This is a genomic window from Micrococcus sp. KRD012 (genome assembly GCF_017168555.1).
Taxonomy (GTDB): Bacteria; Actinomycetota; Actinomycetes; order Actinomycetales; family Micrococcaceae; genus Micrococcus; species Micrococcus luteus.
This window is the reverse complement of sequence record NZ_JABFBB010000018.1, coordinates 4,580-19,916: the sequence shown is the minus strand read 5'-3', so window position 1 is coordinate 19,916 and position 15,337 is coordinate 4,580. Positions and strand designations below refer to the sequence as shown.

The 15,337-nt window shown below is 73.1% G+C and carries 15 protein-coding genes; 6 read left to right on the top strand and 9 right to left on the bottom strand.

All coding sequences use genetic code 11. The features are described 5' to 3' along the window. The coding region (locus tag J1M37_RS07505; RefSeq protein WP_241250938.1) for a PucR family transcriptional regulator at positions 1-1,133 on the bottom strand (1,133 nt) is incomplete at its 3' end. 182 nt (positions 1,134-1,315) lie between these two features. Between J1M37_RS07505 and J1M37_RS07500 the strand changes: the two genes are divergently transcribed. Continuing rightward, on the top strand, positions 1,316-2,368 hold the full coding sequence (locus J1M37_RS07500) for a ferredoxin reductase (protein WP_206452395.1): 1,053 nt from the start codon (positions 1,316-1,318) through the stop codon (positions 2,366-2,368). Positions 2,369-2,460: 92 nt separating this feature from the next. Then, positions 2,461-3,696 (top strand): fatty acid desaturase family protein, encoded by a 1,236-nt coding sequence (locus J1M37_RS07495; protein ID WP_446724887.1) that lies wholly within the window; start codon positions 2,461-2,463, stop codon positions 3,694-3,696. Between the two features lie 40 nt (positions 3,697-3,736). Here J1M37_RS07495 and J1M37_RS07490 read toward each other — a convergent pair whose 3' ends face one another. The 3 genes from J1M37_RS07490 to J1M37_RS07480 all read right to left on the bottom strand — a co-directional run bounded on the left by J1M37_RS07490 (position 3,737) and on the right by J1M37_RS07480 (position 7,794). Further along, positions 3,737-4,657: a sugar ABC transporter permease gene (locus tag J1M37_RS07490; protein WP_041104154.1), complete on the bottom strand. Its 921-nt coding sequence runs from the start codon at positions 4,655-4,657 to the stop codon at positions 3,737-3,739. 62 nt (positions 4,658-4,719) lie between these two features. After that, on the bottom strand, positions 4,720-6,357 hold the full coding sequence (locus J1M37_RS07485) for an ABC transporter permease subunit (RefSeq protein WP_041104127.1): 1,638 nt from the start codon (positions 6,355-6,357) through the stop codon (positions 4,720-4,722). A gap of 114 nt (positions 6,358-6,471) precedes the next feature. Continuing rightward, on the bottom strand, positions 6,472-7,794 hold the full coding sequence (locus tag J1M37_RS07480) for a sugar ABC transporter substrate-binding protein (RefSeq protein WP_041104129.1): 1,323 nt from the start codon (positions 7,792-7,794) through the stop codon (positions 6,472-6,474). Positions 7,795-8,137: 343 nt separating this feature from the next. Here J1M37_RS07480 and J1M37_RS07475 point away from each other — a divergent pair, with 343 nt between their 5' ends. Together J1M37_RS07475 and J1M37_RS07470 are read left to right on the top strand one after the other, a co-directional pair. Further along, the gene (locus J1M37_RS07475) at positions 8,138-9,157 is read left to right on the top strand and encodes a LacI family DNA-binding transcriptional regulator (protein WP_041104131.1); all 1,020 of its coding nucleotides are present in this window, start codon (positions 8,138-8,140) and stop codon (positions 9,155-9,157) included. 82 nt (positions 9,158-9,239) lie between these two features. After that, the gene (locus J1M37_RS07470) at positions 9,240-10,319 is read left to right on the top strand and encodes an ABC transporter ATP-binding protein (RefSeq protein WP_041104133.1); all 1,080 of its coding nucleotides are present in this window, start codon (positions 9,240-9,242) and stop codon (positions 10,317-10,319) included. 43 nt (positions 10,320-10,362) lie between these two features. Here J1M37_RS07470 and J1M37_RS07465 read toward each other — a convergent pair whose 3' ends face one another. Both J1M37_RS07465 and J1M37_RS07460 read right to left on the bottom strand, forming a co-directional pair. Further along, positions 10,363-10,842 (bottom strand): SRPBCC family protein, encoded by a 480-nt coding sequence (locus J1M37_RS07465; RefSeq protein ID WP_122054747.1) that lies wholly within the window; start codon positions 10,840-10,842, stop codon positions 10,363-10,365. Between the two features lie 73 nt (positions 10,843-10,915). Continuing rightward, positions 10,916-11,170: a glutaredoxin family protein gene (locus J1M37_RS07460; RefSeq protein WP_119217677.1), complete on the bottom strand. Its 255-nt coding sequence runs from the start codon at positions 11,168-11,170 to the stop codon at positions 10,916-10,918. Between the two features lie 19 nt (positions 11,171-11,189). Here J1M37_RS07460 and J1M37_RS07455 point away from each other — a divergent pair, with 19 nt between their 5' ends. Then, positions 11,190-12,029 carry a fused MFS/spermidine synthase gene (locus J1M37_RS07455; protein WP_206452394.1) on the top strand — a complete coding sequence of 280 codons (840 nt, stop codon included), beginning with the start codon at positions 11,190-11,192 and terminating at the stop codon, positions 12,027-12,029. A 15-nt stretch (positions 12,030-12,044) separates the two neighbouring features. On the opposite strand, the gene J1M37_RS07450 is transcribed toward J1M37_RS07455, so the two are convergent. Next, positions 12,045-12,554, bottom strand: a complete 510-nt coding sequence (locus J1M37_RS07450) for a MarR family winged helix-turn-helix transcriptional regulator (protein ID WP_122054751.1) — start codon at positions 12,552-12,554, stop codon at positions 12,045-12,047. Positions 12,555-12,578: 24 nt separating this feature from the next. On the opposite strand from J1M37_RS07450, the gene J1M37_RS07445 reads away from it, so the two are divergent. Further along, on the top strand, positions 12,579-13,814 hold the full coding sequence (locus tag J1M37_RS07445) for an MFS transporter (protein WP_122054753.1): 1,236 nt from the start codon (positions 12,579-12,581) through the stop codon (positions 13,812-13,814). A gap of 39 nt (positions 13,815-13,853) precedes the next feature. Here J1M37_RS07445 and J1M37_RS07440 read toward each other — a convergent pair whose 3' ends face one another. Beyond that, positions 13,854-14,825 (bottom strand): DMT family transporter, encoded by a 972-nt coding sequence (locus tag J1M37_RS07440; RefSeq protein WP_206452393.1) that lies wholly within the window; start codon positions 14,823-14,825, stop codon positions 13,854-13,856. Positions 14,826-14,842: 17 nt separating this feature from the next. Beyond that, positions 14,843-15,337, bottom strand: a 495-nt coding sequence (locus J1M37_RS07435) for a GNAT family N-acetyltransferase (protein WP_241250937.1), incomplete at its 5' end; no start/stop codon positions are given.

The window sequence follows — 15,337 nt, the reverse complement described above, 5'->3', positions numbered from 1 at the left end:
GGCCCTCGAGGACCCCGCCGCGCCCGCAGCACGATCTCCAGGTCGAACCGCGCGTCGGGGTCCTCGAGGGCCTCCCCGAACAGCTCGCGCAGCCGGCCCACCCGGTACCCCACGGTCTGGGGGTGCACGCCGAGCTCCGCGGCGATCGGCGCCCGCTGGCCCCAGTGCGTGAGCCAGGCGAGCAGGGTCTCCTCCAGCACCGCCCGCTTCGCCTCGCTCACCTCGTCCAGGGGCGCCAGCACGCGTTCGGCCAGCTGCGTCACGACGCGCGGCTCGGCCCCCAGCACCACGCGCGCCAGGTGGTCCGCGGCGAGGATCGGGGACGGGGCGCCGTCGTCGTCCTCCCCCTGCGCGGGCTCCGCCGTCCGGCCCGCCGCCTCCTGGACGGCCAGCGTGCGGGCCACCCGGTAGGAGTGGGGCACGAGCGGCCAGTCCACGGCCGGCCCGACGACGGCGGCCGTCCCCGCCAGCAGGCGCAGCATGCGCTCGCGGCGGCCCTGGGAGGGCGTCGCGTCGATCACGGCGACCACCTCCGAGTCCCGCTCCACCACGAGCCCGGCCCGGCCCAGCCTCTCCCGGACGGCGACGCCGGCGTCCGCGGGCAGCACCACCACCGCCAGCCGGCGCGGCAGCCGCCAGTCCGCGAGCGCGGCCAGCCGTTGCACCTCCTTCTCCTCGGTCCCGCCCCGGACCAGGGCGGTGGCGAGGGCGGCGCGGTGCAGCTCGAGCACGCCCGCCTGGGCGGACTGCGCCTCCGCGTACGCCTGGGCGCTGACGGAGGAGAGCTCGTCGATGTACGCCCAGATGGACTCGCCCAGCTCGATCACCACGGACATCTCCAGGCCCAGGCGCGCGCACTCGGCGGAGAGCTCGCGGAACACGATCCGCGCGGAGGTGCGGTACGCGCCGAGCAGGGCGTCCATGGAGCGCCCCTCGCGGAACTCGCCGGCCCCCAGGCGGGCCATGAGGACGCGGGACTCGCTGTTCAGGGCCGGGCGGGTGGTGCCGGGCAGGCTCATCAGCTGCTCGAGGGCGGTGGTCACGCCGGCGGTGAGGTTCTTGCCGTAGTGGCCGTCGCGCGCCGCCGCGTAGGCGGGGATCTGGTCCGGGACCGTCTCGATGATGCGCTCCATGATCCCGGGGATCGCCGGGGCCAGGCGCTCCGCGAGGTCGTCGGGGAGGGACTGCCAGGGCGCCAGTCGGGGGCGGGGGTGGTCTGCGTCACACTCAATCTTGTCTCCTCGCGATGAAGTGATGGCCCAGATCGTACGCTGAAGACGAAGAACTGCGGCATGCCGAGCCATAGACTGGAGCCATGGTCGGCCCGTCTCTGTTCTCCCGTCTGGCGTCGACGCTCCTGCACCCGCTCGCCCCGCAGGACGTCCTCAGCCTGCTCGACCCCGTGCACTCCTCGCGGCAGCTGCGCGGCGTGGTCACCTCCGTGACGCGCGAGACGCCCGGCACCGCCACCATCGCCTTCCGCCCGGGCCCGGGCTGGCGGGCCCACGACGCCGGCCAGTGGGCCCGCATCGGGGTGGACGTGGACGGCGTGCGCCAGTGGCGCTCCTACTCGCTCTCCGCTCCCGCGGGCGCCGACCCCGAGATCACGGTGTCCGACATCGGCCTCGTCTCCGGCACGCTCGTGCGCCGCACGAAGCCCGGCGACGTCCTGTTCCTCGACGTCCCCGAGGGCGACTTCACCCTCCCGGACGAGCCGCGCGCCCTGCTGATGCTCACGGCCGGCTCGGGCCTGACCCCGGTGATGTCCATGATCCGCACGCTCGTGCCGGCCCGCGCGGACGCCGACGTCGTGCTCATCCACTCCTCCCGCACCCCCGAGGACGCCCTGTTCCGCGAGGAGCTCGCCGAGCTGGCCGACCAGTTCCCGGGCCTGCGCGTGGTGCACCGCCACACCGCGGACGAGGGCCGCCTGGACCTGTCCTCCCCCGCCGAGCTCGAGGACCTGTGCCCCGACTGGCGCGACCGGGCCGCCTACGCGTGCGGCCCCGCCGAGTTCCTCGACGACGCCGAGGACCTCTGGCGGCGCGAGGCCGGCGAGGACCTGCGCATCGAGCGCTTCCGTGCGGACTTCGCGGCGGGCGTGGCCGGCGCGGGCGGCCGCGTGGTGTTCGAGCACGCCGACGCCGAGGCCGACGCTCCCGGTGATGTGCCGCTGCTGATCGTGGCCGAGGAGGCCGGCGTCGCCGCCCCGTCCGGCTGCCGCATGGGCATCTGCCACGCCTGCCTGACCCCCCTGCGCTCCGGCCAGGTCACCGACCTGCGCTCCGGCGAAGTCCACGGCGAGCCCGGCGAGCTGATCCAGACCTGCGTGAGCGCCGCCGCCGGCCCGCTGAGCCTCGGCCTGTGAACCTGACGCCCGGCCCGCGACCCGGGCCTCCCCGACCATCCCCGCCTTCCGCCCCCAGGAGCATCACATGACCCGCCCCGGACGATCTGGCCCTGGCCATCCCCGGCACCACCGTCCGCGGCCGCGCCGCCCGGGTCCTGCCGCAGGACCGCCCCGACACCACGAGCTGGGCTCCGCGCGCCGCCGAGTCCCGTGCCGCCACGTCCCGCCCCACCGCCGCCGCGACGCCGGGGCTGCCAGGCGTCGTCGGGAGCCCGGCGGTGCGCCCGCCCGGCGCCGCCCACCTGACGGACGCGCAGGTGGCCGAGCTGGGCCGTGAGCTGGACGCGATCCGCGACGACGTGCTCGCCCGCCGCGGCGCCTCCGACGCGGCCTACATCCGCCGCGTCATCCGCTGGCAGCGCCGGCTCGAGCTCGGCGGCCGCGCCCTCCTGCTCAACGCACGCCACCCCGCCGCGTTCGTGGCGGGAACAGCCATGCTCACGGTCGCGAAGATCGTGGAGAACATGGAGATCGGGCACAACGTGCTCCACGGCCAGTGGGACTGGATGCGCGACCCGGACATCCACTCCACCACGTGGGAGTGGGACTTCGTGACGCCGTCGCGGGCGTGGCAGAACACCCACAACGACCTGCACCACCGCTGGACCAACGTGGTGGGCAAGGACCGCGACGTGGGCTACAACGTCCTGCGCATGGACGAGTCCGAGCCGTGGCGGCCCCGCCACCTGCTCAACCCCGTGATCAATGCGGGGCTGGCGCCGATCTTCGAGTGGGGCATCGCGCTCTACGACCTCGAGCTGGACCGCGTGCAGAGCGGCGAGAAGTCCCGCGAGGAGCTGATGACGGATCTGCGCTCCGTGGGCGTCAAGGCCGCACGGCAGTTCGCGAAGGACTACGTGGCCACGCCGGCCGTCGCCGAGGTGCTGACCGGCTCGGGCAAGGCCGCGCTCGTGGGCACGCTGCTCGCCAACGGCCTGCGCAACATCTGGGCGCACGCGGTCATCTTCTGCGGGCACTTCCCGGAGGGTGCGGAGACGTTCTCCGAGGAGATGGTGGACGGCGAGACCCGCGGCGACTGGTACGTGCGGCAGATGATCGGCTCCGCGAACATCTCCGGTTCGAAGCTGATGCACTTCATGACCGGCAACCTCTCCCACCAGGTGGAGCACCACCTGTTCCCGGACCTGCCGTCCAGCCGGTACGCCGAGGTGGCGCCCAGGGTCCGGGAGATCTGCGCCCGCTACGGCCTGCCCTACACGACCGGCCCGCTGCTGCGGCAGGTGGGCTCCGCGTGGAAGAAGGTGTTCCGGCTGGCGCTGCCGTGAGGCGGGAGGGGCGGGCGCCCCTCCCACCGCCGTCGTCGGCTCAGCCCTTCACGCCGCCGGCCGTGAGGCCGGAGACGATGTACCGCTGCAGGAACAGGAACAGCGCCATCACGGGCAGGGCCGCCAGCACGGCGCCGGCCGCGAACACGCCCCAGTTCTCGGAGCGGGTCTCCGAGACGTAGCCGTAGAGGCCCACCGCGAGCGTCTGCGCGGACGGGTCCGTGAGCACTACGGAGGCGATCACGAACTCCGAGACCGTGGTGATGAAGGACAGCAGGGCCACCACCGCGAGGATGGGGGTCACCAGGCGCAGGATGATCGAGAAGAAGATCCGCGCGTGCGAGGCGCCGTCGAGCTTGGCAGCCTCGTCCAGCGACGGCGGAATGGTGTTGAAGAACCCGTACATCAGGTACGTGTTCACCCCGAGCGCGCCGCCCAGGTACACGAGGATGAGGCCGAGCTGCGAGCCGATGCCCAGGACGGGCACCAGGTTGCCGATGTAGGTCAGCAGCAGGAAGATCGCCACCACCGCGAGCAGCTGCGGGAACATCTGCACCAGCAGCAGCGTCAGCAGCCCCACGCGGCGGCCCGTGAACCGCATCCGGGAGAACGCGTAGGCGGCCAGGGCGCCGAGGAACACCGTCATCACGGACGTGATGACGCCGATCACCATCGTGTTGAGGAACCAGCGGCCGAAGGGCCGGTTCGGGTCGCTGAACAGGTCCACGTAGTTCTGCCCGCTGAACGAGGAGAACAGCCGGTTCGAGCTCGCCATCGTGCCAGTCGGGTCGAGCGACGCGGACAGCACGTACAGCAGCGGGAACAGTGCGAACGCGCTGGCCAGCACGCCCACCGCGTGACGCCAGCCGAGCTCCCGCATCCAGCGGCCGAACGAGCGGCGGCGTCGTGGCGGGGCCGGGTCCTCCTCCCAGCGCAGCGGGTCCGTCTCCTGCTGCGCCAGGGCGGCGGCGAGGGGCGAGGTCGGGGCGTCCGGCCGGGGCCGTCCGGAATCCTGGGGGATGCTCACTTGTCGATCTCCTCGAGCGCCTTGGTCTGCCGGAAGCTGATCGCCGAGATGGTCGCCACGATCAGGAAGATCACGATGGACAGGGCGGAGGCCAGGCCGTAGTCGCGCCCCACCCCGCTGAACGCCGTCTTGTAGACGACCGTGATCAGCAGGTCTGTGGCGCCGATGTTCGAGCCCGCGTCGGGGAACCGCGGTCCGCCGCCGGTCAGCATGTAGATGATGTTGAAGTTGTTGAAGTTGAACGCGAACGAGGAGATCAGCAGCGGCGCCACCGAGACCAGCAGCAGGGGCAGCTTGATGGAGCGGAAGATGCGCCACGGGCCGGCGCCGTCCATGCGGGCGGCCTCGTCCACGTCCTCGGGCAGGGACTGCAGGGCGCCCGTGGTCACCAGGAACATGTAGGGGAAGCCCAGCCACAGGTTCACCACGAGCACCGACAGCCGGGCCAGCCACGGGTCGGTGAGCCACGGGATGTCCGCGCCGCCGAAGAACACGGTGTTGACGAAGCCGAACTCCGGGTTGAGCAGGCCGGCCCACACGAGGCCGGACAGGAACGCCGGGAACGCGTACGGCAGGATCATCATCACCCGGTAGACCTTCTTGCCGCGCATGTCCGAACGGTTGAAGGCGATCGCCAGCAGCAGCCCGACGGCGAACGTCGTGGCCACGCTCAGGAACGCGAAGGCGAAGGTCCACACGGTGACCCGCAGGAGCGGGTCGCGCAGCTCGGGGTCGGTGAACGCGCGCGTGAAGTTGTCCAGGCCGACGAACACCCGCCAGCCGGTCTGCAGCGTGCTGCCGTCGTCCGCCTGGAACTGGCCCTCGCCGTTGTCCCGGTACTCCACGCCGCTCTCGAGGTCCGTGAAGGTGTCCCGGGCCTCGTCGTACTCCAGACGCGGCGCGTACACGTACCCGCGGGAGCCGTCGCGCGTCTCCAGGGTGCCGTCCGCGGCGTCGTCGCTCAGCGGGACCTTCAGGCGGGCGACCTGGTCCTGACGCTGCAGCAGGTCGCCGAACCGCAGGGTGGTGTACCCCTCCACCCCCACCGGCTCCCCGTCCTGCATCTGGGCCTCGACCGGCTCCAGCGCCTGGTCCGCGCCGCCGAGGACGGGCTCCCCGTCCCGCAGGGTCAGCAGGTAGAGGTCGCCGCCCTCCTCCAGCACCGTGATGTCGTACACCGGGGAGTCCGGCACGCGGATGGAGGAGGAGCGCTGGATGATCTCGATCGCCGCGGCCTTGTCCGAGTTGTGCCCGGCGCCGTAGTTCGTGAAGGCGACGTAGGAGGAGTAGACCACCACGAACACCTGGAACAGCATCAGGAAGAACAGGCCGGGGGCGAGGTACTTGGCCGGCAGGCCGCCGCGGCGCAGGTAGATCCAGTTGATGCCGATCGTGACCGCCAGGGTCAGCGCGAACACCACCCAGTCCCCCGCGGCCGCGAGCTGGAACAGCAGGAACGCCGCGAAGGCGTCCACGAGGCCCAGCAGGACGATCTTGGCCAGCGTGCCACCGAGGCCGTCGGTACCCCGGGCGTCCGCACGACGACGGCGGCCCGGGCCGGTGCGGCGCGCGGCGTCGTCGAGGGCGGCGGTGGCGGCGTCGGACCGGTCCGACGCGGTGGAAGACGGGCTCATAGTTCCTCATCCGGCCCGAGGGCCTGCCGTGGAAGGGGGGTGCGCCCCGAGGGCGCGGGGCCACGGTCCGCCTCCGGCGTCCCCGCGGGGACGCCGGAGGCGGACCGCGCCGGATCACTGGCCGATGCGGCCCTCGATGTCGGAGATCATCTTCTGCCAGGTCTGGACCGGGTCGCCCTCGCCCTTGATGATGCTCATCTCGGCGCCGCCCCAGAACTCGAACACCGCGCCCATCTCGGGGGCCGCCGGCATGGGGACGCCGTTCTCGCCGATCTCGCCGAACGCCTTCACGGTCTCGTCCGAGGCCGCCTTGTCGAAGGAGGCGGTCAGCGCCGGGGGACGCTTGCCCTCGGCGTAGAGCGCGTCCTGGGCCGCCTCGGTGGAGAGGTAGTTGACCACGAACTCATTCGCGGCCAGCTGGTTCTCGGACTCTGAGGAGACGAAGAAGGCGTTGACGCCCACGAACGGCTGCGCCGGCTGGTCGCCCATGGACGGGATGGCCTCGACCTCGAAGTCGACGCCGGCCGCCTCGGCCTCCTCGACGTTCCACGGGCCGGTGATGAAGTAGGCCGCGTTGCCGGAGTTGAACTGCTCCTTGGCGATGTCCGCGGTCATGTTCGGGTTCAGCACCCCGGACTCGCCGTACTCGGCCAGCTTCTCGGCGAAGGCCTCACCCTCCGCCCCGCCCATGGCCAGTGAGCCGGTGTCGTACGAGCCGTCCTCGGCCTGCTTGAACACGGGGGCGCCCATGGAGGTCTGGAACGGGTACAGGTGGTACGGGTCGCCGTTGACGGGGTCGAGGCCCACCACGAACGGGTACTCGGCCTCGCCGGCGTCGACGGCCTTCTGGCCCTCCGCGATCATCTCGTCGAAGGAGGCCGGGGTGGACTCGGCCAGCTCGGTGTTGCGCAGGACGGCGATGTTCTCCACGGAGTACGGCACGCCCCAGGTCTGGCCCTCATAGGTGACGGCCTGCACGGAGGACTCCACGAAGTCGCCGGCTCTGTCGCCCAGCTCAAGGGGCTCGATGGTGCCGTTCTGCACGAGCGAGCCGATCCAGTCGTGGGCGCCGACGATCACGTCCGGGCCCTCGCCCGTGGGGTTCTGGGTGATGAAGTCGTCCTTCATCGTGGAGTTGTCCTTGACCACGAGCTCCACCGTGATCCCGGTGTCCTCCTTGAAGTCCTCCGCCACGGCCTGCAGCGGCTCCTGGCGGTTCTGGTCCACCCACATGGTGATGGTGGTGGCGCCGGCCTCGGAGAGGTCCTGGCTCGGGGACGCGGCGGCCGTGCCCTGCTCGGTGGCGCCGGCCGGGGAGGAGGACGCCGGGGCGGAGGAGCCGCCGCCGCACGCGGTGAGCGCGAGGGCGGAGAACGCCGCGGTGAGGGTCAGGCTGAGCGGGCGGCGGAGGAGGCCGCCGGTCGTCGTCGACTGCATGGTGTGCCTTTCACGAGGGGTGGCGGCCCGCGGCATGCGCCGGCCGTTGCGTCGCCGACGTGGGCTCCGCGGTGAGACGGCGCCTGCCCCCGGCGGCTGAAGGAGTCAGTCCCCAGGAGTGTAAACGCTTCCACTGTGATGTGCCACACAGACGTGCGCTCCCGCATGAACACGGCCATGCGGGAGTGGGGGCGGCGGTCAAGACCGGCTGAAACGGGAATGGAAGCGCTTCCACCACCGCGCCTGCCGTGCCGTACTCTGGTGCCACGCATCGACCCCCGGCCCGCCGCCGTCGTGCACCCGCCCCGCCACAGAACCCCTCGAACCGGGAGGAGGACCGCCGATGGTCGGCATCAAGGACGTCGCCCGCATGGCCGGGGTCTCCACCGCCACCGCCTCCCGTGCCCTCACCGGCTCCGGCCCCGTGGCGGTCGCCACGCGCACCCGAGTCCAGGAGGCCGTCGCCACGCTCGGCTACGTGGCGGACTCCGCCGCTTCTTCGCTCGCCTCGGGCCGCACCCGCAACATCGGGCTGGTGACCCCCTCCGCCCACCGGTGGTTCTTCGCCGCCGTGCTCGAGGGCGCCGCGGACGAGCTCGTGCGACACGGGTACGACCTCACGCTCTACGACGTCGGCCAGGACCCGGAGCGTCGGTCCACGGTCATCTCAGACCTGCTGCCTCGACGGCGGCTGGACGCCCTGATCACCCTCTCGTTCCGGCTGAGCATGTTCGAGCTCGCCGGACTCGAACGCCTCGGCCTGCCCGTGATCGCCGTCGGCGGCCGCCTGCCGGCGGGTGAGACCCTGCCGGACTGGTTCACCGCCGTCCAGGTGGACCACGCCCGCGCCGCACGGATGGCCACCGAGCACCTGCTGGAGCTCGGACACCGGGACATCGCCTACGTGGGCCGCGTGGACGAGGACATCGAGTTCCAGGTCAGCACCGAGCGCACCCGCGGGTTCCTGCACGCCCTCGCCGCCACCGGGGTGCGCACGCCGGCCGACTGGATGGTGCCCGCGGACTTCACCATCGGCGGCACCTACCACCAGGCGCGCGCCCTCCTCGCCGACCCGCGGCGCCGGCCGACGGCGGTCATGTGCATCTCGGACGAGATGGCCATGGGCACCTGGATGGCAGCCCACTCCCTGGGGCTGCGCGTGCCCGAGGACGTGTCCGTGATGGGCCTGGACGGCCACCCCGAGGCCGCCCGCCTGGGCATCAGCACCGTGGACCAGAACCCGCTCGAGCAGGGCCGCCGCGCCGTCCGCCTGGCGCTCGGCGCCCTCGACGGCGCCGCCCACCCCCATCGGATCATGCACCACCTGGCCTTGCGGCCGAGAGCGAGCACCGCGCCGCCGTAGACCGTCAGCCCCGACCCTCACCCATCCCTCTCCTTCACCTTGGATCGTCGGGCACGTACCTGCCCGTGAAAGGAACCCCACCATGGCCTCCGTGACCTTCCGCTCCGCCAGCCGCCAGTACCCCGGCTCCCCCCGCCCCGCCGTCGACTCCCTCGACCTGGAGATCGCCGACGGCGAGTTCCTCGTGCTCGTGGGCCCCTCCGGCTGCGGCAAGTCCACCTCCCTGCGCATGCTCGCCGGCCTCGAGGAGCTCTCCCACGGCAGCATCCTGATCGGCGACCGGGACGTCACCGACGTGGACCCCAAGGACCGGGACATCGCGATGGTGTTCCAGAACTACGCCCTGTACCCGCACATGACCGTGGCGGACAACATGGGCTTCGCCCTGAAGATCGCCGGCGTCCCCGCGGACGAGCGGCGCCGCCGCGTCGAGGACGCCGCAAAGCTGCTGGACCTGACCGAGTACCTGGACCGCAAGCCGAAGGCCCTCTCCGGGGGCCAGCGTCAGCGCGTGGCCATGGGCCGGGCGATCGTGCGCGACCCGCAGGTGTTCCTCATGGACGAGCCGCTCTCCAACCTGGACGCGAAGCTGCGCGTGCAGACCCGCGCCCAGATCGCCAACCTGACCCGTCGCCTGGGCACCACCACCGTGTACGTGACCCATGACCAGACCGAGGCCATGACCATGGGCGACCGGGTGGCGGTCCTCAAGGAGGGCCGCCTCCAGCAGGTGGACACGCCGCGCAACCTCTACGAGCGCCCGATGAACGTGTTCGTCGCCGGGTTCATCGGCTCCCCCGCCATGAACATCTTCCGCATGCCCGCCACGCACGAGGGCGTGCACTGGGGCGAGACGGTCATCCCCGTGCCGCGGGAGGATCTGGCCGACGCCGGCACGACGGTGGACCTCGGCGTGCGCCCCGAGAACCTGGTGATCAGCGACGACGCCGCCGGCCTGCCCGTGGAGGTGGACACCGTGGAGGAGCTCGGCGCGGACGCGTACGTGTACGGTCACGCGACGATCGGCGGCGAGGAGCGGCTCATCACCCTGCGGACGGTGGGCTACACGGCGCCGGAGAAGGGGTCCGTGGTGCACGTGGTCCCGGACCCGGAGCGCGTGCACCTGTTCCACGCCGACACCGGCGAGCGACTCAACCGCTGACGGCGGCGCGGAGCGGCGTGACGGCGGCGGGCGTCGCCTGCCCTCAGTCCTGACGCTCGGCGAGCTCCGCGAGCCGGTCGATCGACGCACGGAGCTGCTCTTCGCCGGTCCGCAGCGCCTTCTGGATGCGCTTCGGGTCGGTCAGGGCGGTCCAGTCATAGGTGTGGGTGACGCGGCAGCCGCCCTCGTCGTCGCCCTCGACCTCCCACCGCCACAGCTGGCCGAACGGCTCCCCGCCGACCTCGGAGGGCTTCCAGGCGATGCGGCGGCCCTCCTCGAACTCGACCACGTGGTTCGCGCGGTCCACGCCCTTCTGCAGGGTCATCACGAACACGTCCCCGACGGCGGTCACCCGCTGCCCGGGGGCGGCCTCGGCCAGGTTGTCGTTGCCGTCCCACTCGGGCTGGCGGGAGGGGTCCGCGATCAGCTCGAAGACGACGCCGGCCGGGGCGTCGACGTGGTGGGTCGCGGACACGACGCGGTCCTCGGGGGCGGGCAGGGCGGTCTCGTCGATGTGCTCCATGGGGAGAGCGTAGACCCCGATGCGCACCCGCCGAGAGGGCCGGCGGGGCTCGCGCGGGGAGCGGCCCCCGATCTCAGATCAGGCCCAGCGCGGTGAGCTTGGCCGCGGTCTCCTCGTTGGTCGGCTCCACCTGGTGGTCGCCGTCGGGGAACACGACCACGGGGATGTTCTTCCGGCCGGAGATCCGCTCGGCGGCATCGGCCTGGGCCGGGTCGGCGACGAGGTCCACGTAGTCGTAGGCGACGCCGAGCTCATCGAGCTGGCGCTTGGTGCGCAGGCAGTCGCGGCACCAGTCGGCGCCGTAGACGGTGAGGTCGTTCTGACTCATCCGTCCAGCGTACTGAGGGGTGGGATGCTGGGGGCATGCCCGCCCCGCCCAGCCCTCCCCCTCCGGCCACACCGTCCACCTGTCCACGTCGGGCGTGGACGCCCGCATCGCCCCCGACGAGTTCGGCGGGTTCGTCCTGGAGATCGGCGGGGCTGTCCAGTCCCACGTGGACCTGGCCGACCCCGCTCGCATCCGCTACGAGTACCTGCGCCGCATGGCCCACGTGCTCGACGCAGCCTCCCCGACGGGCGCGCCGGTGCGGGTCCTGCACCTCGGCGCGGGCGCGCTGACCCTGCCGCGCTACCTCCAGGCGACCCGACCCGGCTCGGAGCAGACGGTGGTCGACCTGGACCGGGAGCTCGTGTCCTTCGTGCTCGCCGAGCTGCCCCTGCCGGCGGGCACGGACCTCGTCTCCGTGGTCGCGGACGCGCGCCTGGCCGCCGTCGACCTCGCGCTGGACGGGGAGCGGTTCGACGCCGTCGTGCTGGACATCGGCACCGGCGAGGAGGGCGCCGAGCACCTGCGCGGCGCCGTGTTCTACGGGGAGCTGCTCGAGCTGCTGACGGCGGGTGGGGTGCTGCTGGTGAACATCGGCGACGACGCCGGCCTGCACTTCCTGGGCGCCGAGCTGGGCGCCCTCGAGGAGGCGGCCGCCGAGGCCGGGGTGCCCGGCCCGTGGACGCTCGCGGACCAGGGGATGCTGGAGCGCCTGGACTGGGGCAACGTCGTGCTGGCCGCGGGGGCGCCGCTGGGAGAGGCCGGCTGCACGGAGCGCCTCGCCGCGGCGGGGCCGCATCCGGCGGCCGTGCTGGACCCGGCGGAATCGGCCGCGCTGGCCGCCCGCATCCGTCGCGCCTGAGGGCGGGCGCGGCGCTCAGGGCCGGGGGTCCTCCGCACCGGGGCCCGTCTGCGGCCGGGGCCACGGGTGGCCCCGGCGCTCCTCCGCCCCCTCGTTGAAACGCCGCAGGAGCCTGCTGAACTCGACGACGTCCTCGGCGGGCCAGGAGGCGACGATCTGCGCCACGTTGTCCGCGCGGGAGCTCAGCTCCGCGGCGAGGCGGGCGCGCCCCTCCTCCGTGGGGCGGTGCAGCCGGGCGGAGCCGCCGTCGGGATCCGCCACCCGCTCGACGAGGCCGGCCTTCATGGCGGCGGCCACCTGCCGGTGGACGGTGGAGACGTCGAGGTCGAAGGCCTCGGCCAGCTCGGCGACGCTCATGGCCCCGCCCGCCTCCAGGCGGGCGAGCAGCACGGTGGCGCTGCGCTCCAGCGCGCTCGACCGGCCGTAGGGGGCCACCCCCTGCGTGGCCACCCGCAGCAGGAGCATGTGCTCGTACATGATCCCGCGGACCGGGTCGGCCCACGCCCCCTCAGATGTTTGCATCATGCAAACGATGCTACCTTTTGCATCATGCAAATCGCCGAGCAGGAACGCATCGCCTCCCCCACCTTCGTCCTCGCCTGGGTGGTCTCCTTCCTCCAGTTCCTCGCGTTCTACGCCCTCGTCACCACCATGGCCGTGTACGCGGTCCGGCAGTTCGCCGCCTCGGACGCCGGGGCGGGGCTGGCCTCGAGCGCCTTCGTCATCGGCGCCACCCTCAGCCGCGTGGTCACCGGCCACGTGGTGGACCGCTTCGGCAAGCGCCGCGTCCTGGTGGCGGCCCTGGTCGCCGTCGCACTGTCCTGCACGCTCTACCTCGTCGCCTCCTCACTGCCGGCCCTGGTGGCGGTGCGCATGCTCCACGGCGCCAGCTACGCCTTCGCCAGCACCGCCGTCATGGCCCTGGCCCAGGCGGCCATCCCCGACGGGCGACGCGCGGAGGCCACCGGCCACCTCGCGCTGGGCACCACCCTGGCCACCGCGATCGGCCCCGCCCTGGGGCTCTTCCTCGCCGGCTCCATCGGCTACGTGTGGCTGTTCCGGGCGACTCTGGGGATCACGGTGGTCAGCCTCGTGCTGGGCCTGCTGGTGCGCGAGGCGCCCGCCGCGGCGGACGTCGACGGCGAGCGCGCCGCCGGCGAGGTCCCCCTGGAGCACCCCGCCCCCGCGGTGGGCTTCCGCCTGCGCTCCGTGCTGCACCCGGCGGTGCTGCCGATCAGTGGCTTCATGCTGCTGGTGGGCCTGAGCTACGCCGGGATCCTCACCTACCTGAACGCCTACTCGGTGGAGCGCGGGCTCACAGCCGGCGCCGGCCTCTTCTTCCTGGCCTACGCCGCGGCGATGCTCGTCATGCGCCTCACCCTGGGCACCCTGCAGGACCGCCGGGGGGACGACGCCGTCGTCTACCCCGCCCTCCTCTGCTTCACAGCCGCGCTCCTGGTGCTGGCCTTCGCCACGCGCGACTGGCAGGTGGTGCTGGCCGGGGCGCTGAGCGGCCTCGGCTACGGCACGCTCATGCCCGCGGCCCAGGCGATCGCCGTGAACGCGGTGCCCTCCCACCAGCTCGGCGCCGGCATCTCCACCCTCATGCTGTTCGCGGACGTGGGGCTGGGCCTGGGTCCCGTGCTCCTCGGCGGGCTTGTGGCCTCAGCCGGCTACGGCGCCATGTACGCGGCCCTGGCGGGCGTGCTCGTGGTCGCCGCCGGGTACTACTTCGTGATGCACGGACGCCGGCACGGGCGGCGGGAGACCGTGGCCCGCGCCTGAGTCCCGCGCGGTGACGGCGGCCTGCCGCCGCGGGCGGCGCTACCGGCGCCGCGCCGGCCAGGACGCGAGCGCGACGGCGGCGAGGGCGCCCAGGGTGCCCAGCACCGTCGTCGTGGTGACCGTGGATCCGTCGGTGGGGGCCACCAGGTCCACCACGAGGGAGCCCAGGAGGTTGCCCGAGACCAGACCGAGGGTGGCGGCGAAGACGCCCAGGCGCGGGACGACCATGGCGCCCACCCCGATGAACACGCACCCCAGCGGGCCGCCGAGGTAGAGCCGCCAGTCGTGCGGCAGCGCGGGCAGGCCGTGGCCGGAGGCCAGGGCGATCCCGCCCCACACGATCCCGAGGAAGAGGACGCCGGCGGTGAAGTTGACCAGGGTCGCCGGGATGGCGGTGCCGTAGGCCGTGGTCTGACGGGCGTTGAACACCTGCTGTCCGGCGGTGGCCAGACCGGCCAGCAGGGGCAGCAGGGCCAGCAGCGCCCAGCCGGGCCCGCCGCCGGCCTCGCCGAGTGAGGGCCACACCACGAGGGCGACCGCGGCCAGGGCGAGCACCGCCCCCGTGAGGCGCCGCGGCGTCAGGCGCTGCACCCCGGCGGGGCTGAGCCCGAGCCGGTCCACGACCATCCCGCCGACCACCTGCCCGGTGACCACGGCGACCGTGAACACGGCCACGCCGAGGGGACCGATCGTCGCGGACTGGGTGAGCACGAGGAGCCCGCCGATCACGCCCGCCGCCGCGTACCACGGGCGCACGGACCCCGCGGCCAGGGCCGGGCGGATGCGGGCCAGGCCCCGGCGGCCCCGCGGCGTCAGCACGCTCACGAGCACCATGACGACCAGGCCCACCGCGAAGGAGCACAGGGCGGCGAGGACGGGGTCGCCCGTCAGGTGGGCGAGGCGGGAGTTGATGCGGCCCTGCAGCGGCATCACCGAGCCGGCGGCCACCGCGAGCGCGAACAGCAGGGCGGTCGCCCGCGGGGAAGGGGGGGCAGAGGGTTCGGGTGGCATCCCCCCGTTGTACACCTCTAGGCGGCCAGGCGCGCCTCGAGCCCGCCGCGCACCGCGGGCCACTCCTCGCGCACCACGCTGAAGTAGTCGACGTCGGCGATCGTGCCGTCCGCCGCCGGGCGGAAGCGGCGCAGAGTGCCCTCGAACGTCGCCCCCAGGCGGGCGATGGCGGCGTGTGAACGGGCGTTGCGGTGGTCGCAGCGCAGGGCCACCCGCTCCAGCGCCCATTCCTCGAACGCGTGCCCGAACAGCAGCAGCTTGCAGCCGGGGTTCACGGAGGTGCCCCACACCCGACGGGCGTAGACCGTGTGCCCCACCTCCACCCGCAGCCCCGGCACCAGGTCATAGAGGCTCGTGCGCCCCACCAGCTCCCCGCCCTGCTCGACGGCGAACGCGAAGGTGCCCTCCCGCTCGCTCAGCTCGGCGAGGTGCGCCGACATGGCCGCGCCGTCCACCGGCAGGGGCGCGCTGTTCCCCGCCCACATGGCCGCGTCGACGAGCTCGCGCAGGGC